A 22,452-nucleotide genomic window follows, 5' to 3' on the forward strand; every position below is an offset into this window, starting at 1 on the left:
CGAACACTACTACTATAATAATCGAAGTGTAGGGAAATTGTCCATTATATTTTCACAACTACATTTTCTTCCCCGACAATTTCACGAAGTGCTCCTAAACATTCTTCACTTGGATGAATCGATAAACTCCGAGATAATTGTACCATTTTATGTTCCTTTTCATAATAAATTAGTACTTTCGCAAAACCTGAATAGTCGAACAATATTTTCGTAACCTGATTTAAAAGCTTTTTCTCATACTGAGACGGCAATTTCACGTAAACAGATGCGTCTTTCTTTTCTTCATAAACACCCATTTCCTCTAGCGGATATAGTCCATTTACAATCCATTGCAGCTTATGATTTCTTAGCTCAATCGTACCGTCAACTAAAACAATTGCTCCTTCTTGCAACTTATCCGAGAAATGTATATACGTTTCCGGGAAGAGGACCGCTTCCATTTCATCATTTTGATCACAGAATGTAATAAATGCCATCTTTTGAAACTTTTTCGTACGAATCACTCTCACACTTGTTATATACACAATAGCTCTTTGTACTTTTTTCTTGTGTCGCATCGCCTGAGCGAGAGATGGAATTTCTAATTCTTTTGCTAACTTCACATATTGCGCTGTCGGATAACTTGATAAATAAAAGCCAAGCGCTTCCTTCTCTTTATTTAGTTGTTCAATAAAAGATAACTCTTCTCCTTGTACATATTTTGATTTTGGAACAGCATCTCCTAAATCACGTGCGAGATTCGCGTACTCTAACGCCCCTTTAATACTTTTCCATAAATTCGTTCTCGAAACACCAAAATCGTCAAAACATCCCGACCAGACGAAAGCTTCTAAATTACGCTCCGTTACGAACTTTGAAGGCATACGAAGACAAAATTCAAATAAATCTTCGAACATTTTTTTCTCTCGTTCTTCTAATAATGCCGTCACTGTAGCCATTCCAATATTTCGGATCGAAAGTAAACTGTAACGTATCGCATTCCCTTCTATTTGGAAGTTGTAGCCACTCCTCTGAAGAGACGGTGGCAAAACGTGAAAACCTTTCCGCTTCGTTTCTCGTATATACTGTACAATCTTATCTTCATTTCCAATTGCGCTTGATAATAATGCCGTCATAAATTCCAGCGTATAATTCGCTTTCAAATAGGCAAGCTGATATCCGATCATACTGTAAGCTACAGCGTGACTTCGGTTAAAACCGTAATTCGCAAATCTTACAATTAAATCATAAATTTTCTCTGCGGATGTCTCATCATAACCATTTCGCAAACATCCTTGGACGAAATGCTTACGTTCCTGATCTAAAATATCACGATTTTTTTTACTCACCGCACGGCGCAGTAAATCTGCTTCTCCGAGCGAAAAACCAGCTAACTTCGATGCAATTTGCATAATTTGTTCTTGGTATACAATGACGCCGTATGTTCTTTCTAAAATTGGCTTTAAATCCGGATGTAAATATTCAATTTTTCTTTTTCCATGTTTCGATTCAATAAAAGTCGGTATCTGTTCCATCGGTCCTGGTCTGTATAACGAGTTAACAGCTACGATATCTTCAAACTCATTCGGTTTTAACCCGCGAAGTACATTTCGCATACCACCCGACTCAAGCTGGAATACACCTGTTGTATCCCCTCTCCCTAATAATTGGAACGTCTTTTCATCTTGAAGAGGTAAGTTTCTTATATCGATTTCTTTCCCTGTTTTGTTCGCGATAAATTTTATAATATTTTCAAGTAACGTTAAATTACGTAATCCTAAAAAGTCCATCTTAAGCAACCCAAGTTCTTCTAGCGCATCGGCTGGATATTGCGTAACATAAACATCGTTATGTCCTTCTTGAATTGCTACACTTCCTGTTAGCGGTTCTTGACTCATAATAACACCAGCCGCATGAATAGACGTATGACGTGGTAAACCTTCTACACGTTTTGCGATTTCAAATACACGCTCATGCAGAAGATTCCCTTGTATAAACTCACGAAGTGATTGTGATTCTTCATATGCATCTTTTAACGTTATACCAAGCTTTGACGGGATAAGTTTTGAAAATATATCAATATCTCGCGGCGGAAGCCCCATTACGCGGGCAATGTCTCTAATTGCCGCTTTTGCTGCAAGCGTACCAAACGTTACAATTTGCGCAACACGGAGCTGACCGTATTTATCTTTCACATAGCGAATCATCTCATCACGTCTTACGTCTGGAAAATCAATATCAATATCGGGAAGCGTCACACGTTCAGGATTTAAAAACCTTTCAAATAATAGATCGTATTCAATTGGATCAATATCTGTAATTTCTAATACGTATGAAACGAGTGAACCAGCTGCCGATCCACGACCTGGTCCTGTTAGAATATGATTTTCATGTGCATACTTCATAAAATCCCATACGATGAGGAAATAATCACTAAATCCCATACGAGAAATAACATTTAATTCATGATCCAAACGCTTTATATGCACTTCTTTCGGTTCACCATATCGTTTCCGCAAACCTTCTTCACAAACACGACGCAAGTATATATCACTCGTTTCATTAGACGGAACAGGAAACTTCGGAAGTTGATTTACATGGAACGGTATTTCTACTTGGCAACGCTCTGCAATTTTTATTGTATTTTGGATTGCTTCCGGCGCATGGGAAAATAGTGCTTCCATTTCATCCGATGACTTTAAATAATACTGATCTGTTTTCAGCCTCGGCCTATCTGGATCAGTCATTTTCGTTCCACTTTCAACAGATAGTAAACATTCGTGAACAAGCGCGTCACTTTGATTAATATAGTGCACATCGTTTGTTGCAACGACTGGAATATTAACCCTACTAATAAATTCAGGTAGTTTCTCTTGTAAAAGCAACTCATCTTGAATCGCATGATGCTGCAAACTCATATAAAAATGGCCAAACATATTTTGATACGTGCGAGCTACTTCTTCAGCCTGACTCTCATTGTCTTCTAGTAATAATTGCTCAATTTCGCCATCTTTACCTGGTGAAATTGCAATTAATCCTTTCGCATAATGCGCAAGCCACTTCTTAGGAATACCTTCTTTGGACTTTGTCATAATACTGCTAGAAATCTTTAATAAATTTTGGTAGCCTATTTCATTCTCAGCAAGTAATACAAGCGGATAAGACCTTTCTTCTTCTTCACTAAAAATAGAAGCGGTTAATCCAATAACAGGCTGTATACCATGTTTCTTACATGCTTTATAAAACGGAATAACGCCATACATAACATTTTCATCCGTAATAGCCAGCGATGAAAAACCGAGTTCTTTCGCCCTGACTACAAGCTCATCAATTTTACAAGCACTTTTTAATAAACTAAAAACGGTTTGACATTGTAAATGCACAAACTTCACTGTTGTACCCTCTCTTTACCTATTTGACTACTTTTATTATAGGTGATGAGGAAAGCGGAAATCAAAACATACTTCTTATACTTTGTCCATATATATGAAGAAGAAAGGGGAATGACGATGGATGTAAGAGAACATACTTTTTTCTCTCTGCTTATTATTAGTTATTTTATTGCCTTTGGGGTTATACTTGGCGGTTCATTAATTGGTGGATTTGGTGCGTTTCTTATCGGAAAACCAGCTCTAACTTACATTAATCAATTCGCCCAAAATTTAAGAATTTGGGCACTCGTTGCAGCAATCGGCGGAACATTCGATACCTTTTATAGCTTTGAAAGAAGTTTCTTTGGCGGAGATATGAAAGATATCGTAAAGCAAATTCTCCTTATTTTTTTCGCAACTGGTGGTATGCAAACAGGTCTCATTATTATTAAATGGCTAACGCAGGAACATGTATGAGAGTACCAAGTGCCAATACAGCAAAAAGATGGTACTTAGTATTAGCTGGGGCTGCTGTTGGAGGCGTGTTGAGCTGGTTTATTTTTTTGTACATATACGGTGTTTTTCAAGAAGAACAAGCTAGTAAAATAGCAGAACAAAGAGAAATTATAGAAAAACAAGAAGCAAAGCTCCACGTCCTTCTCGAAGATCAAGAAAAATTGAACACTGAAAATAAACGGCTCTTAACCATTCAAGAGATTAAAATAAAACTTATCAATCGAGAAAAATACGATTTAGACAATCTCACACTCGAAAATATGACTACATCTATCCATAATGACCTCCAACATCTTTTAACGAAAAACATTCAAAGTATCGCAAAAAATAAAGACCTACTTAAAAAGGTAATCGAAAATAAAACGTACAAACATTACGATCGGCTATACCGTTTTAAAGTCGATACAATATCTTTTGATACAGTGCTTGAAATTAGCATTACTATAGAGAAAGAAAAATAAAGAAGGAGGGCTTTAGCGCCGCTCCTTCTTTTCGTTCTAACATATAGTCTCTTATTTACAAATCTCACGTAAATCAGCAAAAAGACGATCCGCTTCTTCCCAAGAAGATGCCTTCGCACCAGAAGCCATCGGATGCCCCCCGCCGTTATATTGCATTGCTAATTTGTTTATAACTGGTCCTTTTGAACGAAGACGAACACGAATTACGTCGTCTTCCTCTAAAAATAGAACCCACGCCTTTAATCCATCAATATTGCCAAGCGCTCCAACAACACCAGATGCTTCAGAAGGAAGTACATCAAACTCTTCTAATACTTCTTTCGTTAATTTAATGTAAGCTGCTCCTTCTTCTACCATCGTAAAGTTTTGTAAAATATAACCGTTTAAACGAGCAATTTTTTCTTTTGTCTTATACATCTCATTGTATAAATCTGTGAATTTCACACCCATGTCAACAAGCTCACTTACGTAACGAAGTGTTTTTGCTGTCGTATTCGGGAATAAGAAACGACCTGTATCTCCAACAATTCCTGCTAAAATAAGGCGGGCTGCTTCTTTTGTTATTTTTAATCCTTTATCTTTTCCATAGTTATAAAACTCATAAATCATTTCACTTGTAGAACTCGCTGTCGTATCTACCCACGTAATATCTCCATATGGATCTTCATTTGGATGATGATCAATTTTAATTAACATCTTCCCTTTTGTATAGCGTTGATCGTCAACACGTTCTTGATTCGCAGTATCACAAACAATAACAAGCGCATTTTCGTATACACTCTCTTCAATATCATCCATTACTCGTAAGTATGCTAGTGACGGTTCATTGTACCCAACCGTATAAATATTTTTCTCTGGAAACGATTCTTGTAGAATTGTACCAAGACCACCCTGTGAACCTAACGCATCTGGATCCGGACGCACGTGGCGATGAATAATAATTGTATCAAACTCTTTAATTGCTCCTAAAATTTGCTCATGCATATGTATAATCTCCTTTTTAATCAACTTCTTCACTTTATCCTCCATTATAACGGAAAGTATTTCATACATGCGAACAATTGCTTTATAATAAAAGTTAGAAAGTTTAGATATTTCTTTTTCTTTTCTATTATTTTTCACAAAGCGATGGGAGTGTTCATTATGCCAGTATTAGTCTTCTGTATTATCGTCTCATTTATGTTGTACCTCTTTTACAAAACAAAATACTTTCGTACAAACCGCCCAATGGAGAAAGGTTGGCTCTCAGGAAAATCCGCAATGGCACTCGGTTCATTCGTTTTATTTTTCGGGATAAACCAATTCTTTTTAGAACTTTCAACCGCTCGTATTATCGTTGGTGTTTTATTCGTTCTATTTGGTAGTGCAAGTGTATTTAACGGGTTTCGCCAATACAAACATTTCTTGCCATTAGCAGTTAAAGAAGCTGAAGTCTATGAAGCAACGTAAAAAAGCATCAATATTGTGATGCTTTTTTACGTCCCTTAACTTTCAAAATCATATACGCAACAAACGCAGATGGTATATTAAATGGGTTCCCTTGTACGTGAAAATGTAATTGTTCTTCTCCAAAAGACATTTTTTCATATAGCTCTCGCTGAGATAATCCTGTCTTTTCCTTTTTTTCATGTAAACCTTGTAAATATAAATATTGAATCGGTATCATTACAAGAAAGTAAAATAGTGCGATACTACCAAAAAAGAGTACGGCTGACGACATAATGCATACCACCTCTCACGATTCCATTTTCTTACAATATAATCATAACACAATATACAACTGAATTGAATTATTATTCCGTCTTTTCTCACATTACTTTTCCACTCCATCCCATACATATTTCACTAAAACTCCCATCTAAAATCATGCCTTTCAAATTTAAAACAACAAAAAAAGATGGAACAAATCAAAACGATTTGTTCCATCTTTTTATTTATCGATTAACTGAACCATAAGTAATGCTTTTCCAACAACATTACCTTCATGATGCACCTCTACATCGACCTTACCAAATTTACGTCCAATTTCTAATACTTTCGGATGAACAGATACAACATTATCAATTTGAACCGGCTTTACGAAATAAATCGTTAAGTTTTCAACAATTAAATCGCTTTTCTTTTGCGCACGAATGACGCGATTTGTCGCTTCTGTCACAATTGTTGCAAATACACCGTACGATAACGTCCCGATTGAGTTCGTCATTTGCGGCGTCACCGAAAATTGATATAGATGCTCATTCTTCGCTTCTTTTGGTGTCATAAATTGATTCGTTACAATATCATCAATGGTTTCTCCAACTTGTGGCTGACGTTGAATCATTTGCAGTGCCTGAAGTACATCTTGACGGCTAATAATACCTTGCAGTTTGTTTCCTTCCTCAACGACAGGAAGTAATTCAATTCCTTCCCACACCATCATACGTGCCGCAGCTGCGACAGACATTTTACCGTTCACTGTAATTGGGTGTTTTGTCATTACTTTATCAATTGGTGTTTCTTTCGCTACTCCGATCATATCTTTTGAAGTTACGATTCCTAGTACTTTGTTACTTTCATCGACAATTGGATATCTTCCGTGCATTGTCTCTTCGTTATATGCATGCCATTGCTGTACTGTATCACTCGGCTTTAAATATAACGTTTCTTCAATTGGCGTTAAAATATCTTCAACGAGTACAATTTCTTTCTTAATAAGTTGGTCATAAATTGCACGATTAATTAACGTTGCGACCGTAAATGTATCGTAGCTACTTGAAATGATCGGCAGCTTTAATTCGTCTGCTAATTTCTTCACATGATCTTCCGTATCAAAGCCGCCCGTAATTAATACAGCGGCTCCAGTTTCTAGCGCTAATTCATGTGCATTGGTACGGTTACCAATAATGAGTAAATTCCCAGCTTCTGTATAGCGCATCATCGCTTCTAACTTCATAGCTCCGATTACGAATTTATTTAATGTTTTATGTAGTCCTTCTCTGCCCCCAAGTACTTGACCGTCGACAATGTTAACGACTTCTGCATATGTCAGTTTTTCGATATTCTCTTTCTTCTTTTGTTCAATTCGAATTGTTCCGACACGTTCAATTGTACTAACATATCCTTTATTTTCTGCATCTTTAATTGCACGGTAAGCGGTCCCTTCACTTACACTCAAATCTTTCGCAATTTGTCTTACAGAAATTTTATGGCCTACTGGCAGGCTATTAATATGTTCTAAAATTTGGTTATGCTTGGTAGCCAAATGGTTTCACCATACTTTCTTTTCCCTAAATTCTTCATGTGTTGTACTTTCAGTATACTATATTTTCAAAACTGTTACACTCTCTCTTTGCATACCTGTACTATTTTTTTTATAACAAAATGACTCTTACATTCCACCAGTCATTCTATTACAACAATGTAATGCTATTGTCATCTCATTCGATAGTTCGTCCACTTAATTGCCTATACAATTAAGACAAGAAATAAAACAAAGGAGCGAACACATGATGAAAAAATTTTTAGAGGTTGTAGGTGCTGTATTTTTAGCTTTCGTAGATGGGAAAAAAGTTGCAATGGAATTGAATGAAACACCTGAACAACCACGTACCAAAAGAAAAGAATCACCAAAACAAATACAAGCATTAAAAGCTGTCCTACACACGTAAAAAACCCTTCACTTTTCTTTTCAAATGAAGGGTTTCTTTTCTATAGTGTAATACTTTCTCCAGCTTCTAATACTTTCCCTGTACAATTTTGTAGCTTTTCTACAAATTGATATGGATCTTGTTCAATAACTGGGAACGTATTGTAATGCATCGGTACAACAGTTTTCGCATTAATCCATTTTGCCGCTAGTACAGCATCTTCTGGTCCCATTGTGAAATTATCACCAATTGGTAAAAATGCTAGATCAACTTTATTTAATTCCCCAATTAACTTCATATCAGAGAATAGTGCAGTATCTCCTGCGTGGTATACAGTTTTCTCTTCTGCTGTAAATAAAATACCTGCTGGCATACCTGTATATGTAATCGTCTTATTTTCTTCATCAATATAACTAGAGCCGTGGAATGCTTGTGTAAGCTTCACTTTTCCGAAGTCAAATTCATGTGAACCACCAATATGCATCGGGTGTGTATTTACACCTTGCCAACTTAAAAATGTTGCTAGTTCAAATGGCGCTACAACAACTGCATTATTTTTCTTCGCAAGTTCTACTGTATCTCCAACATGATCACCGTGTCCATGCGATAAAAGAATTGCATCCACTTTTACATCTTCAGCTTTTAAATCTGTTTTCGGATTACCTGTTAAAAACGGGTCAATTAAAATAACTTTTCCATTCGCCTCAATTTTCACAACTGAATGTCCATGATAAGATACTTTCATTATTACATTCCTCCCCTATTCACATTCTCACTTTTTATTCTACATGATTTTTCAATTCCCTGTCTTTTCTAACATCTATTTACTTGTCATAACGCTTTCTTCCGAGTTAAAGTTATATTTGTAATTAAATATCTCGGGGGTGCCAATCGATGAATGCTAGATTAGAAAATTTAATGCAATGGCTAAAAGAAAAAAACGTAGAAGCTGCGTTCTTAACTTCTACACCGAACGTCTTCTACATGACAAACTTCCACTGTGAACCACACGAAAGATTACTTGGTATGTTTGTATTCCAAGAAAAAGAACCTATTTTAATTTGCCCTAAAATGGAAGAAGGTCAAGCACGTAACGCTGGCTGGGCACATGAAATTATCGGATTTACTGATACTGACAGACCATGGGATATGATTGCAAAAGCAATTAAAGACCGCGGCATCAATGCAAATGCAGTTGCAATTGAAAAAGAACATTTAAACGTAGAGCGCTACGAAGAATTAACGAAATTATTCCCAAATGCAGCTTTCAAATCAGCTGAGGAGAAAGTTCGCGAACTTCGTTTAATTAAAGATGAAAAAGAACTTTCTATTTTACGCGAAGCAGCTAAAATGGCGGACTATGCTGTTGAAGTTGGTGTAAATGCAATTAAAGAAAACCGCAGCGAGCTAGAAGTATTAGCAATTATTGAACACGAATTAAAAACAAAAGGCATACATAAAATGTCATTTGATACGATGGTATTAGCAGGTGCGAACTCAGCTCTTCCACACGGTATTCCTGGCGCAAACAAAATGAAACGCGGCGATTTCGTACTATTTGATTTAGGCGTAATCATTGATGGTTATTGCTCTGATATTACACGTACAGTAGCATTCGGTGAGATTTCTGAAGAGCAAACTCGTATTTACAACACTGTACTTGCTGGACAACTACAAGCAGTTGAAGCATGTAAACCAGGTGTTACACTTGGCGCAATCGATAATGCTGCTCGTTCTGTTATCACAGATGCAGGTTACGGAGACTTCTTCCCGCACCGACTTGGTCATGGACTTGGAATTAGCGTACACGAATATCCAGATGTAAAAGCTGGTAACGAGTCTCCATTAAAAGAAGGTATGGTCTTCACAATCGAACCTGGTATTTACGTACCAAACGTAGGTGGCGTTCGTATTGAAGATGATATTTACATCACAAAAGACGGATCAGAAATTTTAACGAAATTCCCGAAAGAGTTACAATTTGTAAAATAATAAAAAAGGCAGCGGGAGTGCTGCCTTTTTCTATTTCCCTACTATTTCAAATTTCTCTACAATCATTTTTGCTGGATAACTTTCAAGTATTTGAGAAAACCATACTTTTATTTTATCCCCTGTTTTTAACTGTTTATATGTGTCTTTGTCCTTAAAGCTCAAGACTATATGTGCTGGATGCTCTTTATTCATTTGTTGTTCTATATAATGTTGCAACTCTACTTTTGTTTCAAACGTTTTATCATCGGCAAAAAACACCGTGTCATTTCTTAATATAATATACCCTTCTTTTACCGTTACTTGCTCTACTTGTTTTGTATCACACGCTGATAATACGACTAGAAATACACTTAAAAACATAACAATTTTCATATGCCTATTCATTTTTAACCCCTTACTCTAGGCTATTTCAAATTTAGCACCATCTTCTCCTCATACTTATCATCCCATTTAATCACAACTTCTATAGGTTCATCTTTAGAGATAGGCGCGCAACTTACACAAGAAGACTTCATTTCAATCTTTGCTCCTCTATGAACTTCTGACGTTTGTGTCATTGTACTAAAGGCTCCATTAATAGCAATCTCTAAGTTTTTAAATTCTGCCTTTCCATCCCCGCCCTTATATTGAAACGTAAACATCCCATCTTCACTGTCATCCTTAATATGCCCTTTATATTGTCCAGTCCAACTTTTGCTCTCGCTAGAAAAAGTACATACGAAATGGAACAGCTTCCTAAAAAGAAAATACTAATGAAAAAGAATAATGCTCTCTTCATAATGCCACCCTCCATTCAAAAGCACTTATTTATTGTCTATTTCTTCCTCTTATTATACTATTAAAATACAGAATTTTCTAAAATAGGAGGTTTATATGTTACAACAACAGTTAGAAGAAATTCGTAATAATCATTACGTAATGGATACAATTAACATGGATTCTTTAATTTCCAATATGCTTAAACATATCGGTGTTACCGATAGCTATTTAAGGGACAAACTTATTTGCTCTACTTTTTACCATCTCATCAAAAAGGACTACCTTTCACACACACAATTACAGAAACTATTATTAGAAAGCATCAGTGACAAATATTTATTGTATAAGATTCATTCGGATGACGAAGATGCGGTATTTACCCGTGCATTTACAACATTATTAATTGCACTCATTATTGATACCGATACAAATCATAATTTCTTATCACAGAATGATATTTTAACTGTAAAAGATCAATTAATTCTATATATGAACAACGAGCATGATTTCCGCGGATATGTGCAAGACCACGGCTGGGCACATAGTATCGCTCACGCTTCTGATACATTTGAGGCGCTTGTTCGTAGTCCTAAACTGGAAACTTTATATTATGAAGAAATATTACAAACTTTATTAAACAAAGTTTGTGTCCATTCTATTTACTACAAATATGAAGAAGACGAACGTCTCGTTTATCCGATTGTCGCAATGCTACAAAATGGTCTAAAGGAAGAGGTACTCCTATTAGCCCTTCATGAATTAGTAGCTCAATTACCCGTCAAAAAACAGACATTACATACTGAATCGTACGAGTACCTATACGGAAATATAAAATCTTTCTTACGTAGTTTGTTTTTCCGACTACGCACACTGTCTATATGTGAAGAAACCGAATGCAAAATTGAAAAATTGCTACAAGAACTTCCAAAATATTATTAAAAAAAGAAGGCCACTCAAAAAGTGCCTTCTTCTATTTCACTAATATTTAATTGAAATTTCACGATCCAAACTGAGAAAAGGTGGACAAGAAGCGCAAACGCCATACATGCTCCGCTTAAAAAAGTTAGTATAGGATGCGAATACACGTGCCCCAATCCATAGGATACCGCCACGAAAAACATTGTTATGTAAATATAAATTGCTCCATGTATTTGCCTCATATAAACCTCCTTTTCCCATATTATAACATAAATTTTCTGATTATTCACATTAATTACTTGTAATCAATATTTCTCAACTGTTACACCTCTTACAGCAGCCTTAATATACGGTGACCCTTGTAAACTTTGTAAATCCTCTGTTTTTCCTGTTACGACTACACCGTATATTGGTAAGTTTTTTGGTTTTGTGTTTTTTATTTCTTTATCCCGCATTAACGGGCAGTAAGACCCCACATCAAAATTCAGCGGAAGCAAAGAAGTTAGGTTGGGGGCGAACTGCCCGTAAAAGCCCGATTGGTGAGGGCTGATAATCAGTGGGGGATGACCTCACCACTGATTAAAGTTTCACTTTATAGTTTATCCTAATAGATTCTCGATATCCCTCTTTATTTTCACTTAAAGATATCCAAATGTAGCTTTTATAAATTGTTTCATAGTAAAAAGCACATCCATTTTGATGCGCTTTTCTCTGAAATACTATTCTATTATTTCATCGCGTCCTTCACAACATCTTGAATCATAACGACTTCTGTTTTCATATCAACAGAGGGTGCTTCTTCATCAATACACTCATACCAAAATTCCAAGTGCTTTTTATCAATTTCATAATGAGAATTTTCGACAAGAGCCCCGCCTTCTCCTTGCACAGAATACCAATATAAGTACTCTTCTCCATCTCTTATTTCCCGGAAAATTGTCTCAACGTACATCTTTTCGTCGTTTAATGTCAAAAGTACTTCTTTCATATTGTCATTCAGAAGCTGCATCCATTCATTTACTCGATGACTCTTACCAGGCTTAACTTTAAATCTCGTTAATTCTACATTCATTTTTCTTCCCCCGTTTTCTTACGTACAAACAAACTGTATTCTATTGGATGATAAAAACTTAATTTACTAGCTAATTTTCGCGAAGGAATATTGTCTACATAACAATCCCAGCTCGGTATAATATCATTTTGCATGCAATGTTCAATGAACCGTGTTGCAACAGCTTGAGCTAATCCTTTCCCTTGATGCGCTTCATGTGTTGCAATATCTATTTCAGCATAACCATTCCCGCTAAATATCGAGACACATTCAGCTACAATTATCCCATCTTGTTCTATACAAAATCCAAAACCACCGTTTAAAAACGTTTCTTTTGATCCCCAATATTCTTTGTAGTACTCCTCTGTAAATTCACTGCTTCGTTCTATATCTCTTCTATCAATACGCTTCACTTCATATGTATTTTTGTTACAATCTCGTTTTCTCTCTTCAAAGGTTTCGCTTTGAAATTTCATTCGCGGAATGTTTCGAAGTACATGACTAAAACGTTCTTCTATCATCATTTCCCACTCGTTACTCGAAGAGAACAATGTAAATCTCTTCTCTGTTTTTTCAATAGCCTTTTTTATAAAAGAAAATAAATCTTCGTTATAATTTTGATCATCAGTATCACCAAATAAATAATAAATACCGTTAGCTGTACGAATTAGTCCTGCTGTTAATTTCTCGTTTGCAAAAATCTCACCATCTATCACTTGATCACATACCGCATAAGCAAACGTCGTCGTTTTTGTATGACTTTCTAAAATCGGAAGGATTTTTCTATACTCGGCTACGGATAATTTTTTCATAATTGCTCCACTATAATCGTATCAGCCTCTATATGTTCAAAACAAAGATTTACCGTTCTCTTTAATGCTCTCGTTCTATGAATCGTACATGCTGGAATTAAAATAGAATCATTTGGCTTTAAAACCGCCGTTTCTCCATCTTCAAAATCAATAAGTAACTCTCCCTCTAGCACAATAAATAATTCATCCGAATTAGAATGATAGTGCCAATCATATTCACCAGTAAATACAGCGATTCGTAAGCAATGACTGTTTATATTTGAAACGACGAAGTTTTTATGTTGATCTTTAATATCCTTTGTTAATTCTATTAAGTTCACAGTCTCCATCTTTCGTCCCATCCTTTCATTAGTCGTTCTTCTAAAAAACTAACTTAATCTCCACCACCTCCGCAATCTCCTCCACCATCACTTGAGCTACTACAGTCATTGCTACTGTAGTCACCGAATCCACTTGATGAGCTTGAAGCGTATGAAGATTTTTTGCTTCTTTTTCTATCTTTTTTACTTTCATGACTAGGCCATACTTTATCAAATAATATAAAGAATAAGATTCCTTCTACCATAACAAGTAGAACACCTAAGGTACTTTCAATAACATTGGGGGTTATCCCCAAACTTTTAAATATCCCACATAAATACAAGCAAAAAATCACATACAAGAACATACAAATATACCGAAATGTTTTCTCTATCGTAATGACTACTTTTTGTGAAAAAGGTATGTTCTGTTCCTGTTTTTTCTTTATATACCTTTGTCTCTTTGCCTGTTTTTTCTTCCTCTTTTTGCTCCCCATCGAATCCCCTCTTTTTATTATATAATTCTAAATTATCATAATAAAAATCGTTTTACACCAATAAATAACAATTATTCACATGTTATTTCTCCATATAAAAAAGACCCTCCTCACGAAAAGGAAGGTCTCAAATGTATTTCTATTATGATAAAGCAGGAGCTTTTTCAAGAAGCTCTTTTGCATCAGCGTATTGTAAGCCGTGAGCTTCCGCAACTGCTTCGAATGTTACATAACCATCTAATGTGTTAATACCTTTTAATAATGCAGTGTTGCCTAAGCAAGCTTCTTTGTAGCCCTTGTTAGCAATTTGTACTGCATATGGTACTGTTACGTTTGTTAATGCAAGAGTTGACGTACGTGGAACTGCACCTGGCATATTAGCAACTGCATAATGAACAACGCCATGTTTTTCGTAAGTTGGGTTGTCATGAGTTGTAATACGATCAGTTGTTTCGAAAATACCACCTTGGTCAATCGCGATATCTACAACGACAGAACCTGGTTCCATTGATTGAATCATTTCTTCAGTTACAAGTTTTGGCGCTTTTGCACCCGGAATTAATACCGCTCCAATAACAAGGTCAGATTCTTTAACAGCTTCTGCAATGTTGTATGGATTAGACATTAATGTTTTTACTTGGTTACCGAAAATATCATCTAATTGACGAAGACGTTCTGCACTTAAGTCAATGATTGTTACATCTGCACCTAAACCTACTGCAATCTTAGCTGCGTTTGTACCAGCTTGACCACCGCCGATGATTGTTACTTTGCCGCGTTTTACCCCTGGAACGCCTGCAAGTAAAATACCTTTACCGCCTTTGTTTTTCTCAAGGAATTGTGCACCGATTTGTGCAGACATACGACCAGCCACTTCACTCATAGGTGCAAGTAATGGTAAAGAACGATTGTCTAATTGTACTGTTTCGTATGCGATTGATGCAACTTTGTTATCGATTAATGCTTTCGTTAATTCTGGTTCTGGAGCTAAGTGTAAGTATGTGAATAAGATTAAGCCTTCACGGAAATAGCCGTATTCACTTGCTACTGGCTCTTTTACCTTCATAACCATATCTTGATTCCATGCTTCTTCAGCAGTTTCTACAAGTTTCGCACCAGCTTGTACGTATTCTTCATCTGTAAAGCCAGATCCTAAACCTGCTCCTTTTTGAACAAAAACTTCGTGACCATTTTGTACTAAATGTACTGCTCCCGCTGGCGTCATTGCCACACGGTTTTCATTGTTCTTAATTTCTGTTGGAATACCGATACGCATGATTAGTTCCCCCTTGAGTTATGAAATGACCCCTGAATCATTTTTTAAAGCGCTTTCTACGCTCTTATATTTTAACATAATATCTCAATATTTGACAAAAAAATAACACGAGTTTTCCGATAGATTTAATTTTATATTAAAGGACAGTATTATCCGCACCTCTCAGCACAATGGATAAACTGTCCAATTATTCGAAACTTCATCTTATTTTATTCTATCGATGTCTATGAATAACATCCACTGCACCAGTCACTTCAATAATTGTACCGGTAATCATATCGGAATCGTCCTCACATAAAAACGAAATGGTTCTTGCAATATCTTCACCTGTTCCAGATCTACCAATCGGTGTGTTATGCTCTTTCAGCTGACGTGCTTCTTGAATAGTTGCTTCTTTCATATCGCCTATAATATCACCAGGACATACCATGTTCGCAGTAATACCATACTCCGCTTCTTCATAAGCAACTGTTTTCGTTAATGAAACAAGTCCTACTTTCGCTGCGGCAAAAGCTGAACGATAAATCCATCCCGGTGCACTATCCGCCCCTTGAAATCCGTAATTAATAATACGGCCAAAGTTCTGTTTTCTCATGACCGGAACGACAAGTTTTAATAAATGAAATACCGCTGTTAAATTTCCCTGAATCATTTCATTCCATTCATCTTCTTCATAATCAACTAACTTTTTTCGTTCAAATACATATGGACCAGCATTATTAATTAAAAAGTCAATTTTGCCAAAACGGCTCATCGCTTCTTCTACTATTTTATGTAAATCTTCCTTTTTCGTGACATCAGCTTGCACGAATTGTAGACGCTCTTCCACATCTTTATATGTTTCTTTCATCGTTTCCATAGCCGTGATATCGCTATGGTACGTTACTGTTACTGAATAGCCTTTAGCCAATAACTTTTCTGTTACTTGCTTTCCTAAACCTTTCGTACCGGCTGTAATGAGCGCATGTCTCACAAAACTGCCCCCTTTTAAATTGCTATACTTCATATGTAACAAGTTCTCGCTCCAATTACAACTAAAATGAATTGAAACAGAGTTTTCAAAATTCTGTAACGTTTCTGGCAAGCACGTTACCAAAATTTGTTTTATAATTAAGTTGTAAACAGTTATAAAACAGATTGGGAGGAATTTACTATGAATAATACATATACAAATATTTTAATCGCGGTGGATGGTTCTAAAGAAGCAGAAAAAGCCTTTAAAAAAGCAATTCAAGTCGCAAAACGCAACAATGCAACATTAACAATCGCTCATATCGTTGATGTAAAAGCATACTCAGCCGTAGAAGCTTATAGCCGTGCAATTGCGGAACGTGCAAATCTATTTGCAGAAGACTTATTAGAAGACTACAAAAAAACTGCGCTTGAAGCTGGTCTTGAAAAAATTGAAACTGTATTAGAATTCGGTAATCCTAAATCAAAAATTTCAAAAGAAATCGCTCCAAACCATAAAGTAGATTTAATTATGTGTGGTGCGACTGGTTTAAATGCTGTTGAGCGTTTCCTAATTGGTAGCGTCTCTGAACATATTATTCGCTATGCGAAATGCGATGTCCTTGTTGTTCGTGGTGATGAAGAGCAAGGTGAGCTTTAATTTATAGATAAAACACCAAGTCCACATAGGCTTGGTGTTTTTCATTTTATAAACTTCACTATAAACACAAGACACGCTACGACAACAACGGTAATTGCCAACACATAAGGCGGAAGAAACTTCAAAGACCATAATGCCATCATAATCGTCGCGATCGTTAAGTACGTTTGCTTTGCACCTTCTATCATTTTTTTACGAAATAAGAAAACATACAAATAACCAATTGGCGGCGTAATAAAGCAAAGAACGTATATGATTTTTGATTTTAAATACCACTTTTGTTCTCCAAGTTTCTTTATATCCCCTTCTATTCTCTTATGCTCTTGTTCTTTCGCTTCTTCTACAAGCGGATTTTCCTCTTCTCCTCGCTTTTCTTTCATATAAGGAAGAAAGTGCATAAAAAAATAGTATGCGAATACGAATGCTCCAAATCCAATATTTACTCTTTCTAATGGAATATGTTCACTAAAAAAAGCAGCAGTAAGCACTAAAGACAAACAGTATGTCATCATCCAAAAGGAACGTTTTCTCTTTTTCCGTTCCATTTCTTTTTTGCCTTGTATATCTTTTCTTTTCGAAAGCCATATAGAAATAAAACAATCTACTACAAATAGAGCAAAAGTAAATATCGCAACGTGTACTGTTTCTAAATCCTCAAATGAAAAGATATTTGGGAATGCAACATGTAATACAATGAATGTGTACAAAATTAGTCCTATAAAATAAATACGTCTCATTTTCCATCCCTTTCTTATTTCCTAACATTACGTTAACATACATTTTTTAGAAATAGACGGACAAAATATATATATGTGTAAAAAAGGAGGATGCTATATGGATGATTCTGAACGCATTATTTTAGATGTGAACGGCAAAGAAATTGAAATGCTAGATACGATTCGCACTCATTTTAAAGAGAAGCACGGCGTTGAACTAAGTAATGGTGCATTACTTCGTGATTTGATGGATATAGAGTATATTCGAATTACGGAAGATCGACATAAGTATAATTAAAAGAAAACGACTGCAGGCGAATGCCATCAGTCGTTTTCTTTCTTTATTTAAGCTCTTGATGCTTCCCGCCCATACCACCTGGCTCATTACTATCTTGGTGTACAGTTAGTTTATTTGTTTTCGCATCTTTTAAAACTCTATATGTATATGATTCATTTGGTTCATCTTTAAACTGTACATTCATACCATACGAATCCATTTTGCTATAAAAGGCCGGTTTTATATATAAAATATCACTTTCTTTATATCCTTTATCTTGCAAATGCCACATCGTTGCGATAACCGCTTCTTCTCGCTTTTCTTTTTCACCAACATACATATATTTGTCCAAAAGAAACACTTTAGCATTTGCAATTAAGCTAATTAACAGTACAATGATCAACACTATTTTTTTCATAGACTTCCCCTAAATTGTTATTTTTTACTACATTGTAACTTAAATGCTAGTAAAAAATAAAGTACGCCAGACTTTAATAGACTAGCGTACTTCCCAACTCAACTCTTAATAACTTCTTTCGTTAACCCCTTCGCCTTCTCCAAAGCGTTTTTGATTTGTTCAAACCCAGTCCCGCCAGCACTGTTACGACGCTTTACAGCTGCATATGGTGACAGCACTTCATACAAATCTTCTTCAAATAAGGAGCTCATTTCTTTATATGTTTCAAGAGAGACATCTAATAAATAAATTCCTTTTTGTGTGCAATATAGCACTAACTTTCCAACAATTTCATGAGCTTGACGGAATGGTAGTCCTTTGTTCGCTAAATAGTCAGCAATTTCTGTTGCGTTGGAGAAATCTTGCGTCACAGCTTGCCCCATTTTTTCTTTGTTTACAGTCATCGTTTCAAGCATGCCCGCCATAATATGAAGGCAGCCTTCTACTGTTTTAACTGTATCAAACATTCCTTCTTTATCTTCTTGTAAGTCTTTATTGTAAGCGAGCGGTAATCCTTTCATTACTGTGAGTAAACTGAATAAATTACCGTATACTCTGCCTGTTTTACCACGGATTAGTTCCGCCATATCCGGATTTTTCTTTTGCGGCATAATGCTGCTTCCCGTTGCATATTGATCGCTCATTTCAATAAATTGAAACTCTTGGCTACTCCATAAAATAAGTTCTTCGCAAAAGCGTGATAAGTGCATCATAAGCATAGAGGAGTTACTTAGGAACTCCAGTATGAAATCACGATCACTTACTGCATCTAAACTATTTTCATAGATTCCATTAAATCCAAGAAGCTCCGCACTATACTCTCGGTCGATCGGGAATGTCGTTCCAGCTAACGCTCCTGCTCCTAATGGCGAAATGTTAATACGTTTTAACGAATCTTCATAACGATTCACATCACGCTCTAACATCCAAAAGTAAGCGAGAATATGATGAGCAAATGAAATCGGCTGAGCACGTTGCAAATGCGTATAGCCAGGCATAATGGTTTCAATATTATTTTCTGCTTGATGAACAAGAACAGTTTGCAATTGCTTTGTAGCTTTTATAATATGTTCTACCTTTTCTTTTAAATACAAATGCATATCTGTCGCTACTTGATCATTACGACTTCGGCCAGTGTGAAGTTTTCCTCCTACTTCGCCAATTTGTTCAATTAACATTTTTTCGATGTTTAAATGAATATCTTCTGCTTCTACTGAAAATTGTAGCTTATTCTCTTTTGCTTCTTTCAATAAATATTGAAGACCTATCTTTATTTTCTCTGCTTCTTCTTGCGTAACGATGCCTTGCTTTGCTAGCATCGTTACATGTGCCATACTCCCATTTATATCTTGATTTACTAATTGTTGATCGAAGGAGATGGATGCTCCGAACTCTTCAACCCATGCTTCCGCTTCTTCTGTAAAACGTCCGCCCCAAAGTTTGCTCACGCTTCCACCTTCTTTTGATTCACTTGGCTGTATACTTTCGTCGGTAAACCGAATAATGAAATGAATCCAACTGCTGCATCATGATTAAATTCATCTTGAGCAGTATATGTTGCTAATTTTTCATCGTATAAAGAGTATTCAGATTTACGTCCTTCTACAATCGCATGACCTTTAAATAATTTCACACGCACTGTACCTGTTACATTCTTTTGCGTTTCTTGTAAAAATGCATGAAGCGCTTGTTTTAAAGGCGAGAACCATAAACCATTATAAATAAGTTCTGTTATTTTCTGTTCAATCACTGGTTTAAAATGTGCTACTTCTTTTACGTGTGTTAAATCTTCCAACTCTTTATGCGCAGTGATTAACGTCATTGCTGCTGGGCATTCGTATACTTCACGAGATTTAATACCGACAAGACGATTTTCTACGTGATCAATACGTCCAACGCCGTGTTTTCCAGCAAGCGCATTTAACGTTTTAATTAATTCTGCAAGTGAATATGCAGTGCCATTTAAAGTAGTCGGTACGCCTGCTTCAAATCCGATTTCTACAAACTCTGGTTTATTCGGTGTATCTTCTAATGCCAATGTCATCTCATATGCATCTTCTGGCGGCGCTGCCCATGGATCTTCTAAAATTCCACATTCATTGCTGCGTCCCCATAAGTTTTGATCGATTGAAAACGGGCTATCTAAATTAATCGGAATTGGTACATCGTTTTCTTTTGCATAGGCAATTTCTTCTTCACGTGACCACTTCCATTCACGTACAGGTGCAATCACTTCTAAGTAAGGATTTAATGCTTGAATAGAAACTTCAAAACGAACTTGATCATTTCCTTTCCCTGTACATCCGTGTGCAACTGCAGTTGCGCCTTCTTGTTCTGCGATTTCTACTAATTTCTTCGCAATAAGCGGACGAGATAATGCAGAGACAAGAGGGTATTTCCCTTCGTATAATGTGTGTGCTTGCATCGCCATCAATGCATATTCGTTTGCAAATTCTTCTTGAACATCAATCATATATGATTTAATTGCACCTACTGAAAGTGCCTTTTCTTTTACAAATGCTAAGTCTTTACCTTCCCCTAAGTCTAAACAAAGCGCGATAATATCATAATTCTTCTCTTGTAACCATTTAATTGCAACGGAAGTATCAAGACCTCCGGAATATGCTAATACAACTTTTTTCTTCTCCATTTTGCATCCCCCTAAAGAATAAATATTCATTTTCTTTTATAATAATTCACACTTTACCACCTTTCACAAAATGTATCAAGAGTCATTTTCAAATTTTTTCAAACAATTTCTTCGAACTTCTTTCTGTTTTTATGTACAATATAAGCAGGAAAACGGGGGTGAACTTATGGAAAAGTATTTCTTATACGATGAACATCTAGGAATTGAAATTCCACATTTACAAGAAGACTGGGAAGAAATCCCCGAAAAAATGCAACATGCTATTTTACTAAAATGGGAACAAGTTCGCGGGAAAATTCCTGATCGTATAAAAGAACTTGAGCACTATATTAATACAAAACAACATTATTTAAATAACGAAGAAGACTTCGAAGTTTCTTGTAAACTAAATTCAGAAATTGCCGATCTTGCTTCCATCATTAATGACCTTTGGCTTTGGTATCGACTCACTCAAAATGTATCTGAGGGGAAAGCACACCAATGAAAAAAGCATGCCCCTCAATAACTTTGGGTCATGCTTTTTTTGTCATAACATGATTTACAATATATTTCTTGTGCTGTTTTCGCCAAACATACATCGAATGGACCAACTAATATACTTCTTTCTTTCGGCAACTTTACAAAAGCAACAAGCTCTTCTTCATATTGAATTTTTTTCTGACATGAAATGCATATTAATTCTTTTCTTTTGAACATGTCTTTTAGCATACCTTCACTCTCCCCTTCATCTATCTATATTAATATACTCTCATAATAGTTAAGACTTGTAAAAAAATGACACATTCTGAATCGAATGATTCATATACTATGTACAAAAGGAGGTTTAAAAATTATGCGTGCTTTCGTTATTATCACTTTAACTTTTTTAAGTGTAATTAGTTGGGATGCGTTTTTTAAAGATAAAAGTGATGAAAAGAACACAACGGAATAAAACCCTTTTTTCTTACTTATTGGACAAACCGTTATAAACTGTCCAATCCTCCGAAATAACTTAGGCTTTTCTACAAAAATATTTAAACATAACATTTTTTGTAGATTCCCTCCGTTTATTGTCGGTTTCCATCCGCATACATTTTTTAAAAGTATGATATAATAGTATAAATCTTGAAGGAAGGGATTTTGATATCATGATCGCTCGAAGGAGCATGTGGCATCGTATTGACGAATCATACACGTAGCG

At 35.8% G+C, this 22,452-nt stretch carries 27 protein-coding genes and 2 pseudogenes; 9 read left to right on the plus strand and 20 right to left on the minus strand.

Translation table 11 applies throughout. The features are described 5' to 3' along the window. Positions 1-44 precede the first annotated feature (44 nt). Positions 45-3,371, minus strand: coding sequence for a DNA polymerase III subunit alpha (dnaE, locus tag DN404_RS11125; protein WP_149215072.1), 3,327 nt, complete (start codon positions 3,369-3,371; stop codon positions 45-47). A 42-nt stretch (positions 3,372-3,413) separates the two neighbouring features. On the opposite strand from dnaE, the gene DN404_RS11130 reads away from it, so the two are divergent. Together DN404_RS11130 and ytrI are read left to right on the plus strand one after the other, a co-directional pair. Further along, entirely contained in the window at positions 3,414-3,827 is a 414-nt protein-coding gene (locus DN404_RS11130) for a YtrH family sporulation protein (protein ID WP_002005839.1), read from the plus strand. Further along, on the plus strand, positions 3,824-4,327 hold the full coding sequence (gene ytrI, locus DN404_RS11135; RefSeq protein WP_001265736.1) for a sporulation membrane protein YtrI: 504 nt from the start codon (positions 3,824-3,826) through the stop codon (positions 4,325-4,327). Before DN404_RS11130 ends, ytrI begins: the two co-directional genes overlap by 4 nt. Before the next feature lie 51 nt (positions 4,328-4,378). Here ytrI and DN404_RS11140 read toward each other — a convergent pair whose 3' ends face one another. After that, positions 4,379-5,311: a DHH family phosphoesterase gene (locus DN404_RS11140; RefSeq protein ID WP_149215073.1), complete on the minus strand. Its 933-nt coding sequence runs from the start codon at positions 5,309-5,311 to the stop codon at positions 4,379-4,381. Between the two features lie 159 nt (positions 5,312-5,470). On the opposite strand from DN404_RS11140, the gene DN404_RS11145 reads away from it, so the two are divergent. Further along, a complete protein-coding gene (locus DN404_RS11145; protein WP_001144776.1) occupies positions 5,471-5,776 on the plus strand; it encodes a YtpI family protein in 306 nt (101 codons plus the stop codon). A gap of 7 nt (positions 5,777-5,783) precedes the next feature. On the opposite strand, the gene DN404_RS11150 is transcribed toward DN404_RS11145, so the two are convergent. Further along, positions 5,784-6,047, minus strand: a complete 264-nt coding sequence (locus DN404_RS11150) for a DUF3949 domain-containing protein (protein ID WP_000093045.1) — start codon at positions 6,045-6,047, stop codon at positions 5,784-5,786. Positions 6,048-6,257: 210 nt separating this feature from the next. Beyond that, positions 6,258-7,571 (minus strand): CBS domain-containing protein, encoded by a 1,314-nt coding sequence (locus DN404_RS11155; protein WP_000201572.1) that lies wholly within the window; start codon positions 7,569-7,571, stop codon positions 6,258-6,260. 244 nt (positions 7,572-7,815) lie between these two features. Here DN404_RS11155 and DN404_RS30530 point away from each other — a divergent pair, with 244 nt between their 5' ends. Further along, positions 7,816-7,977: a hypothetical protein gene (locus DN404_RS30530; protein WP_000976017.1), complete on the plus strand. Its 162-nt coding sequence runs from the start codon at positions 7,816-7,818 to the stop codon at positions 7,975-7,977. A 40-nt stretch (positions 7,978-8,017) separates the two neighbouring features. On the opposite strand, the gene DN404_RS11160 is transcribed toward DN404_RS30530, so the two are convergent. Then, positions 8,018-8,701, minus strand: a complete 684-nt coding sequence (locus DN404_RS11160) for a metal-dependent hydrolase (protein WP_000868926.1) — start codon at positions 8,699-8,701, stop codon at positions 8,018-8,020. A gap of 149 nt (positions 8,702-8,850) precedes the next feature. On the opposite strand from DN404_RS11160, the gene pepQ reads away from it, so the two are divergent. Further along, on the plus strand, positions 8,851-9,948 hold the full coding sequence (pepQ, locus tag DN404_RS11165) for a Xaa-Pro dipeptidase (RefSeq protein WP_000994033.1): 1,098 nt from the start codon (positions 8,851-8,853) through the stop codon (positions 9,946-9,948). Positions 9,949-9,978: 30 nt separating this feature from the next. Here the strand turns inward: pepQ and DN404_RS11170 are convergent, their stop codons facing one another. Continuing rightward, positions 9,979-10,332: a DUF3221 domain-containing protein gene (locus DN404_RS11170; protein WP_149215074.1), complete on the minus strand. Its 354-nt coding sequence runs from the start codon at positions 10,330-10,332 to the stop codon at positions 9,979-9,981. Positions 10,333-10,352: 20 nt separating this feature from the next. Then, positions 10,353-10,726: pseudogene (locus DN404_RS11175) on the minus strand (hypothetical protein). A gap of 95 nt (positions 10,727-10,821) precedes the next feature. On the opposite strand from DN404_RS11175, the gene DN404_RS11180 reads away from it, so the two are divergent. Then, positions 10,822-11,646, plus strand: coding sequence for a DUF2785 domain-containing protein (locus DN404_RS11180; protein WP_149215075.1), 825 nt, complete (start codon positions 10,822-10,824; stop codon positions 11,644-11,646). Positions 11,647-11,660: 14 nt separating this feature from the next. Here the strand turns inward: DN404_RS11180 and DN404_RS11185 are convergent, their stop codons facing one another. The 8 genes and pseudogenes from DN404_RS11185 to DN404_RS11220 all read right to left on the minus strand — a co-directional run bounded on the left by DN404_RS11185 (position 11,661) and on the right by DN404_RS11220 (position 16,566). Next, positions 11,661-11,867, minus strand: coding sequence for a hypothetical protein (locus DN404_RS11185; RefSeq protein WP_001248908.1), 207 nt, complete (start codon positions 11,865-11,867; stop codon positions 11,661-11,663). A gap of 63 nt (positions 11,868-11,930) precedes the next feature. Then, positions 11,931-12,071, minus strand: a pseudogene (locus DN404_RS11190) (anti sigma factor C-terminal domain-containing protein); the annotation flags it as partial. 281 nt (positions 12,072-12,352) lie between these two features. After that, complete coding sequence (locus DN404_RS11195; RefSeq protein ID WP_001100217.1) at positions 12,353-12,697, minus strand: DUF6176 family protein; 345 nt, start codon at positions 12,695-12,697, stop codon at positions 12,353-12,355. Next, positions 12,694-13,488 (minus strand): GNAT family N-acetyltransferase, encoded by a 795-nt coding sequence (locus tag DN404_RS11200; protein WP_149215076.1) that lies wholly within the window; start codon positions 13,486-13,488, stop codon positions 12,694-12,696. The genes DN404_RS11195 and DN404_RS11200 overlap by 4 nt, the downstream gene beginning before the upstream one ends. Then, positions 13,485-13,817, minus strand: a complete 333-nt coding sequence (locus tag DN404_RS11205) for a cupin domain-containing protein (RefSeq protein ID WP_000450926.1) — start codon at positions 13,815-13,817, stop codon at positions 13,485-13,487. The genes DN404_RS11200 and DN404_RS11205 overlap by 4 nt, the downstream gene beginning before the upstream one ends. A 44-nt stretch (positions 13,818-13,861) precedes the next feature. Next, a complete protein-coding gene (locus tag DN404_RS11210; protein WP_086389540.1) occupies positions 13,862-14,284 on the minus strand; it encodes a hypothetical protein in 423 nt (140 codons plus the stop codon). Positions 14,285-14,426: 142 nt separating this feature from the next. Next, positions 14,427-15,560: an alanine dehydrogenase gene (ald, locus tag DN404_RS11215; RefSeq protein WP_001219403.1), complete on the minus strand. Its 1,134-nt coding sequence runs from the start codon at positions 15,558-15,560 to the stop codon at positions 14,427-14,429. A gap of 214 nt (positions 15,561-15,774) precedes the next feature. Then, positions 15,775-16,566 carry an SDR family oxidoreductase gene (locus DN404_RS11220; RefSeq protein WP_002024902.1) on the minus strand — a complete coding sequence of 264 codons (792 nt, stop codon included), beginning with the start codon at positions 16,564-16,566 and terminating at the stop codon, positions 15,775-15,777. Between the two features lie 147 nt (positions 16,567-16,713). Between DN404_RS11220 and DN404_RS11225 the strand changes: the two genes are divergently transcribed. Then, positions 16,714-17,172 carry a universal stress protein gene (locus DN404_RS11225; protein ID WP_001066673.1) on the plus strand — a complete coding sequence of 153 codons (459 nt, stop codon included), beginning with the start codon at positions 16,714-16,716 and terminating at the stop codon, positions 17,170-17,172. Positions 17,173-17,213: 41 nt separating this feature from the next. Here DN404_RS11225 and DN404_RS11230 read toward each other — a convergent pair whose 3' ends face one another. Next, entirely contained in the window at positions 17,214-17,909 is a 696-nt protein-coding gene (locus tag DN404_RS11230) for a hypothetical protein (protein WP_006926471.1), read from the minus strand. Positions 17,910-18,006: 97 nt separating this feature from the next. Between DN404_RS11230 and DN404_RS11235 the strand changes: the two genes are divergently transcribed. Continuing rightward, on the plus strand, positions 18,007-18,186 hold the full coding sequence (locus DN404_RS11235; protein ID WP_000342761.1) for a hypothetical protein: 180 nt from the start codon (positions 18,007-18,009) through the stop codon (positions 18,184-18,186). Between the two features lie 43 nt (positions 18,187-18,229). On the opposite strand, the gene DN404_RS11240 is transcribed toward DN404_RS11235, so the two are convergent. The 3 genes from DN404_RS11240 to DN404_RS11250 form a co-directional block, all read right to left on the minus strand. Next, positions 18,230-18,583 carry a DUF3139 domain-containing protein gene (locus tag DN404_RS11240; RefSeq protein ID WP_000725031.1) on the minus strand — a complete coding sequence of 118 codons (354 nt, stop codon included), beginning with the start codon at positions 18,581-18,583 and terminating at the stop codon, positions 18,230-18,232. A gap of 98 nt (positions 18,584-18,681) precedes the next feature. After that, on the minus strand, positions 18,682-20,070 hold the full coding sequence (gene argH / locus DN404_RS11245; protein WP_000041295.1) for an argininosuccinate lyase: 1,389 nt from the start codon (positions 20,068-20,070) through the stop codon (positions 18,682-18,684). Continuing rightward, a complete protein-coding gene (locus tag DN404_RS11250; protein ID WP_000412315.1) occupies positions 20,067-21,272 on the minus strand; it encodes an argininosuccinate synthase in 1,206 nt (401 codons plus the stop codon). Before DN404_RS11250 ends, argH begins: the two co-directional genes overlap by 4 nt. A gap of 166 nt (positions 21,273-21,438) precedes the next feature. On the opposite strand from DN404_RS11250, the gene DN404_RS11255 reads away from it, so the two are divergent. Next, positions 21,439-21,756: a hypothetical protein gene (locus DN404_RS11255; protein ID WP_000417218.1), complete on the plus strand. Its 318-nt coding sequence runs from the start codon at positions 21,439-21,441 to the stop codon at positions 21,754-21,756. Between the two features lie 14 nt (positions 21,757-21,770). On the opposite strand, the gene DN404_RS11260 is transcribed toward DN404_RS11255, so the two are convergent. Then, positions 21,771-21,980, minus strand: coding sequence for a hypothetical protein (locus tag DN404_RS11260; protein ID WP_000910274.1), 210 nt, complete (start codon positions 21,978-21,980; stop codon positions 21,771-21,773). Positions 21,981-22,452 lie beyond the last annotated feature (472 nt).

This window comes from Bacillus sp. TE8-1, assembly GCF_008368855.1.
GTDB classification, from domain to species: domain Bacteria; phylum Bacillota; class Bacilli; order Bacillales; family Bacillaceae_G; genus Bacillus_A; species Bacillus_A cereus.

What these genes read in the sequence shown, in the direction of transcription:
- DN404_RS11220 (WP_002024902.1), bottom strand. Translation starts at nt 16,566, where the DNA reads ATGAAGTATAGCAATTTAAAAGGGGGCAGTTTTGTGAGACATGCGCTC.
- DN404_RS11205 (WP_000450926.1), bottom strand. Translation starts at nt 13,817, where the DNA reads ATGGAGACTGTGAACTTAATAGAATTAACAAAGGATATTAAAGATCAA.
- DN404_RS11195 (WP_001100217.1), bottom strand. Translation starts at nt 12,697, where the DNA reads ATGAATGTAGAATTAACGAGATTTAAAGTTAAGCCTGGTAAGAGTCAT.
- DN404_RS11255 (WP_000417218.1), top strand. Translation starts at nt 21,439, where the DNA reads ATGGAAAAGTATTTCTTATACGATGAACATCTAGGAATTGAAATTCCA.
- DN404_RS11170 (WP_149215074.1), bottom strand. Translation starts at nt 10,332, where the DNA reads ATGAATAGGCATATGAAAATTGTTATGTTTTTAAGTGTATTTCTAGTC.
- DN404_RS11260 (WP_000910274.1), bottom strand. Translation starts at nt 21,980, where the DNA reads ATGCTAAAAGACATGTTCAAAAGAAAAGAATTAATATGCATTTCATGT.
- DN404_RS11160 (WP_000868926.1), bottom strand. Translation starts at nt 8,701, where the DNA reads ATGAAAGTATCTTATCATGGACATTCAGTTGTGAAAATTGAGGCGAAT.
- DN404_RS11180 (WP_149215075.1), top strand. Translation starts at nt 10,822, where the DNA reads ATGTTACAACAACAGTTAGAAGAAATTCGTAATAATCATTACGTAATG.
- ytrI (WP_001265736.1), top strand. Translation starts at nt 3,824, where the DNA reads ATGAGAGTACCAAGTGCCAATACAGCAAAAAGATGGTACTTAGTATTA.
- DN404_RS11235 (WP_000342761.1), top strand. Translation starts at nt 18,007, where the DNA reads ATGGATGATTCTGAACGCATTATTTTAGATGTGAACGGCAAAGAAATT.
- DN404_RS11230 (WP_006926471.1), bottom strand. Translation starts at nt 17,909, where the DNA reads ATGAGACGTATTTATTTTATAGGACTAATTTTGTACACATTCATTGTA.
- DN404_RS11200 (WP_149215076.1), bottom strand. Translation starts at nt 13,488, where the DNA reads ATGAAAAAATTATCCGTAGCCGAGTATAGAAAAATCCTTCCGATTTTA.
- DN404_RS11225 (WP_001066673.1), top strand. Translation starts at nt 16,714, where the DNA reads ATGAATAATACATATACAAATATTTTAATCGCGGTGGATGGTTCTAAA.
- DN404_RS11185 (WP_001248908.1), bottom strand. Translation starts at nt 11,867, where the DNA reads ATGAGGCAAATACATGGAGCAATTTATATTTACATAACAATGTTTTTC.
- ald (WP_001219403.1), bottom strand. Translation starts at nt 15,560, where the DNA reads ATGCGTATCGGTATTCCAACAGAAATTAAGAACAATGAAAACCGTGTG.
- pepQ (WP_000994033.1), top strand. Translation starts at nt 8,851, where the DNA reads ATGAATGCTAGATTAGAAAATTTAATGCAATGGCTAAAAGAAAAAAAC.
- DN404_RS11150 (WP_000093045.1), bottom strand. Translation starts at nt 6,047, where the DNA reads ATGTCGTCAGCCGTACTCTTTTTTGGTAGTATCGCACTATTTTACTTT.
- DN404_RS11240 (WP_000725031.1), bottom strand. Translation starts at nt 18,583, where the DNA reads ATGAAAAAAATAGTGTTGATCATTGTACTGTTAATTAGCTTAATTGCA.
- DN404_RS11250 (WP_000412315.1), bottom strand. Translation starts at nt 21,272, where the DNA reads ATGGAGAAGAAAAAAGTTGTATTAGCATATTCCGGAGGTCTTGATACT.
- DN404_RS11145 (WP_001144776.1), top strand. Translation starts at nt 5,471, where the DNA reads ATGCCAGTATTAGTCTTCTGTATTATCGTCTCATTTATGTTGTACCTC.
- DN404_RS30530 (WP_000976017.1), top strand. Translation starts at nt 7,816, where the DNA reads ATGATGAAAAAATTTTTAGAGGTTGTAGGTGCTGTATTTTTAGCTTTC.
- DN404_RS11210 (WP_086389540.1), bottom strand. Translation starts at nt 14,284, where the DNA reads ATGGGGAGCAAAAAGAGGAAGAAAAAACAGGCAAAGAGACAAAGGTAT.
- DN404_RS11140 (WP_149215073.1), bottom strand. Translation starts at nt 5,311, where the DNA reads ATGCATGAGCAAATTTTAGGAGCAATTAAAGAGTTTGATACAATTATT.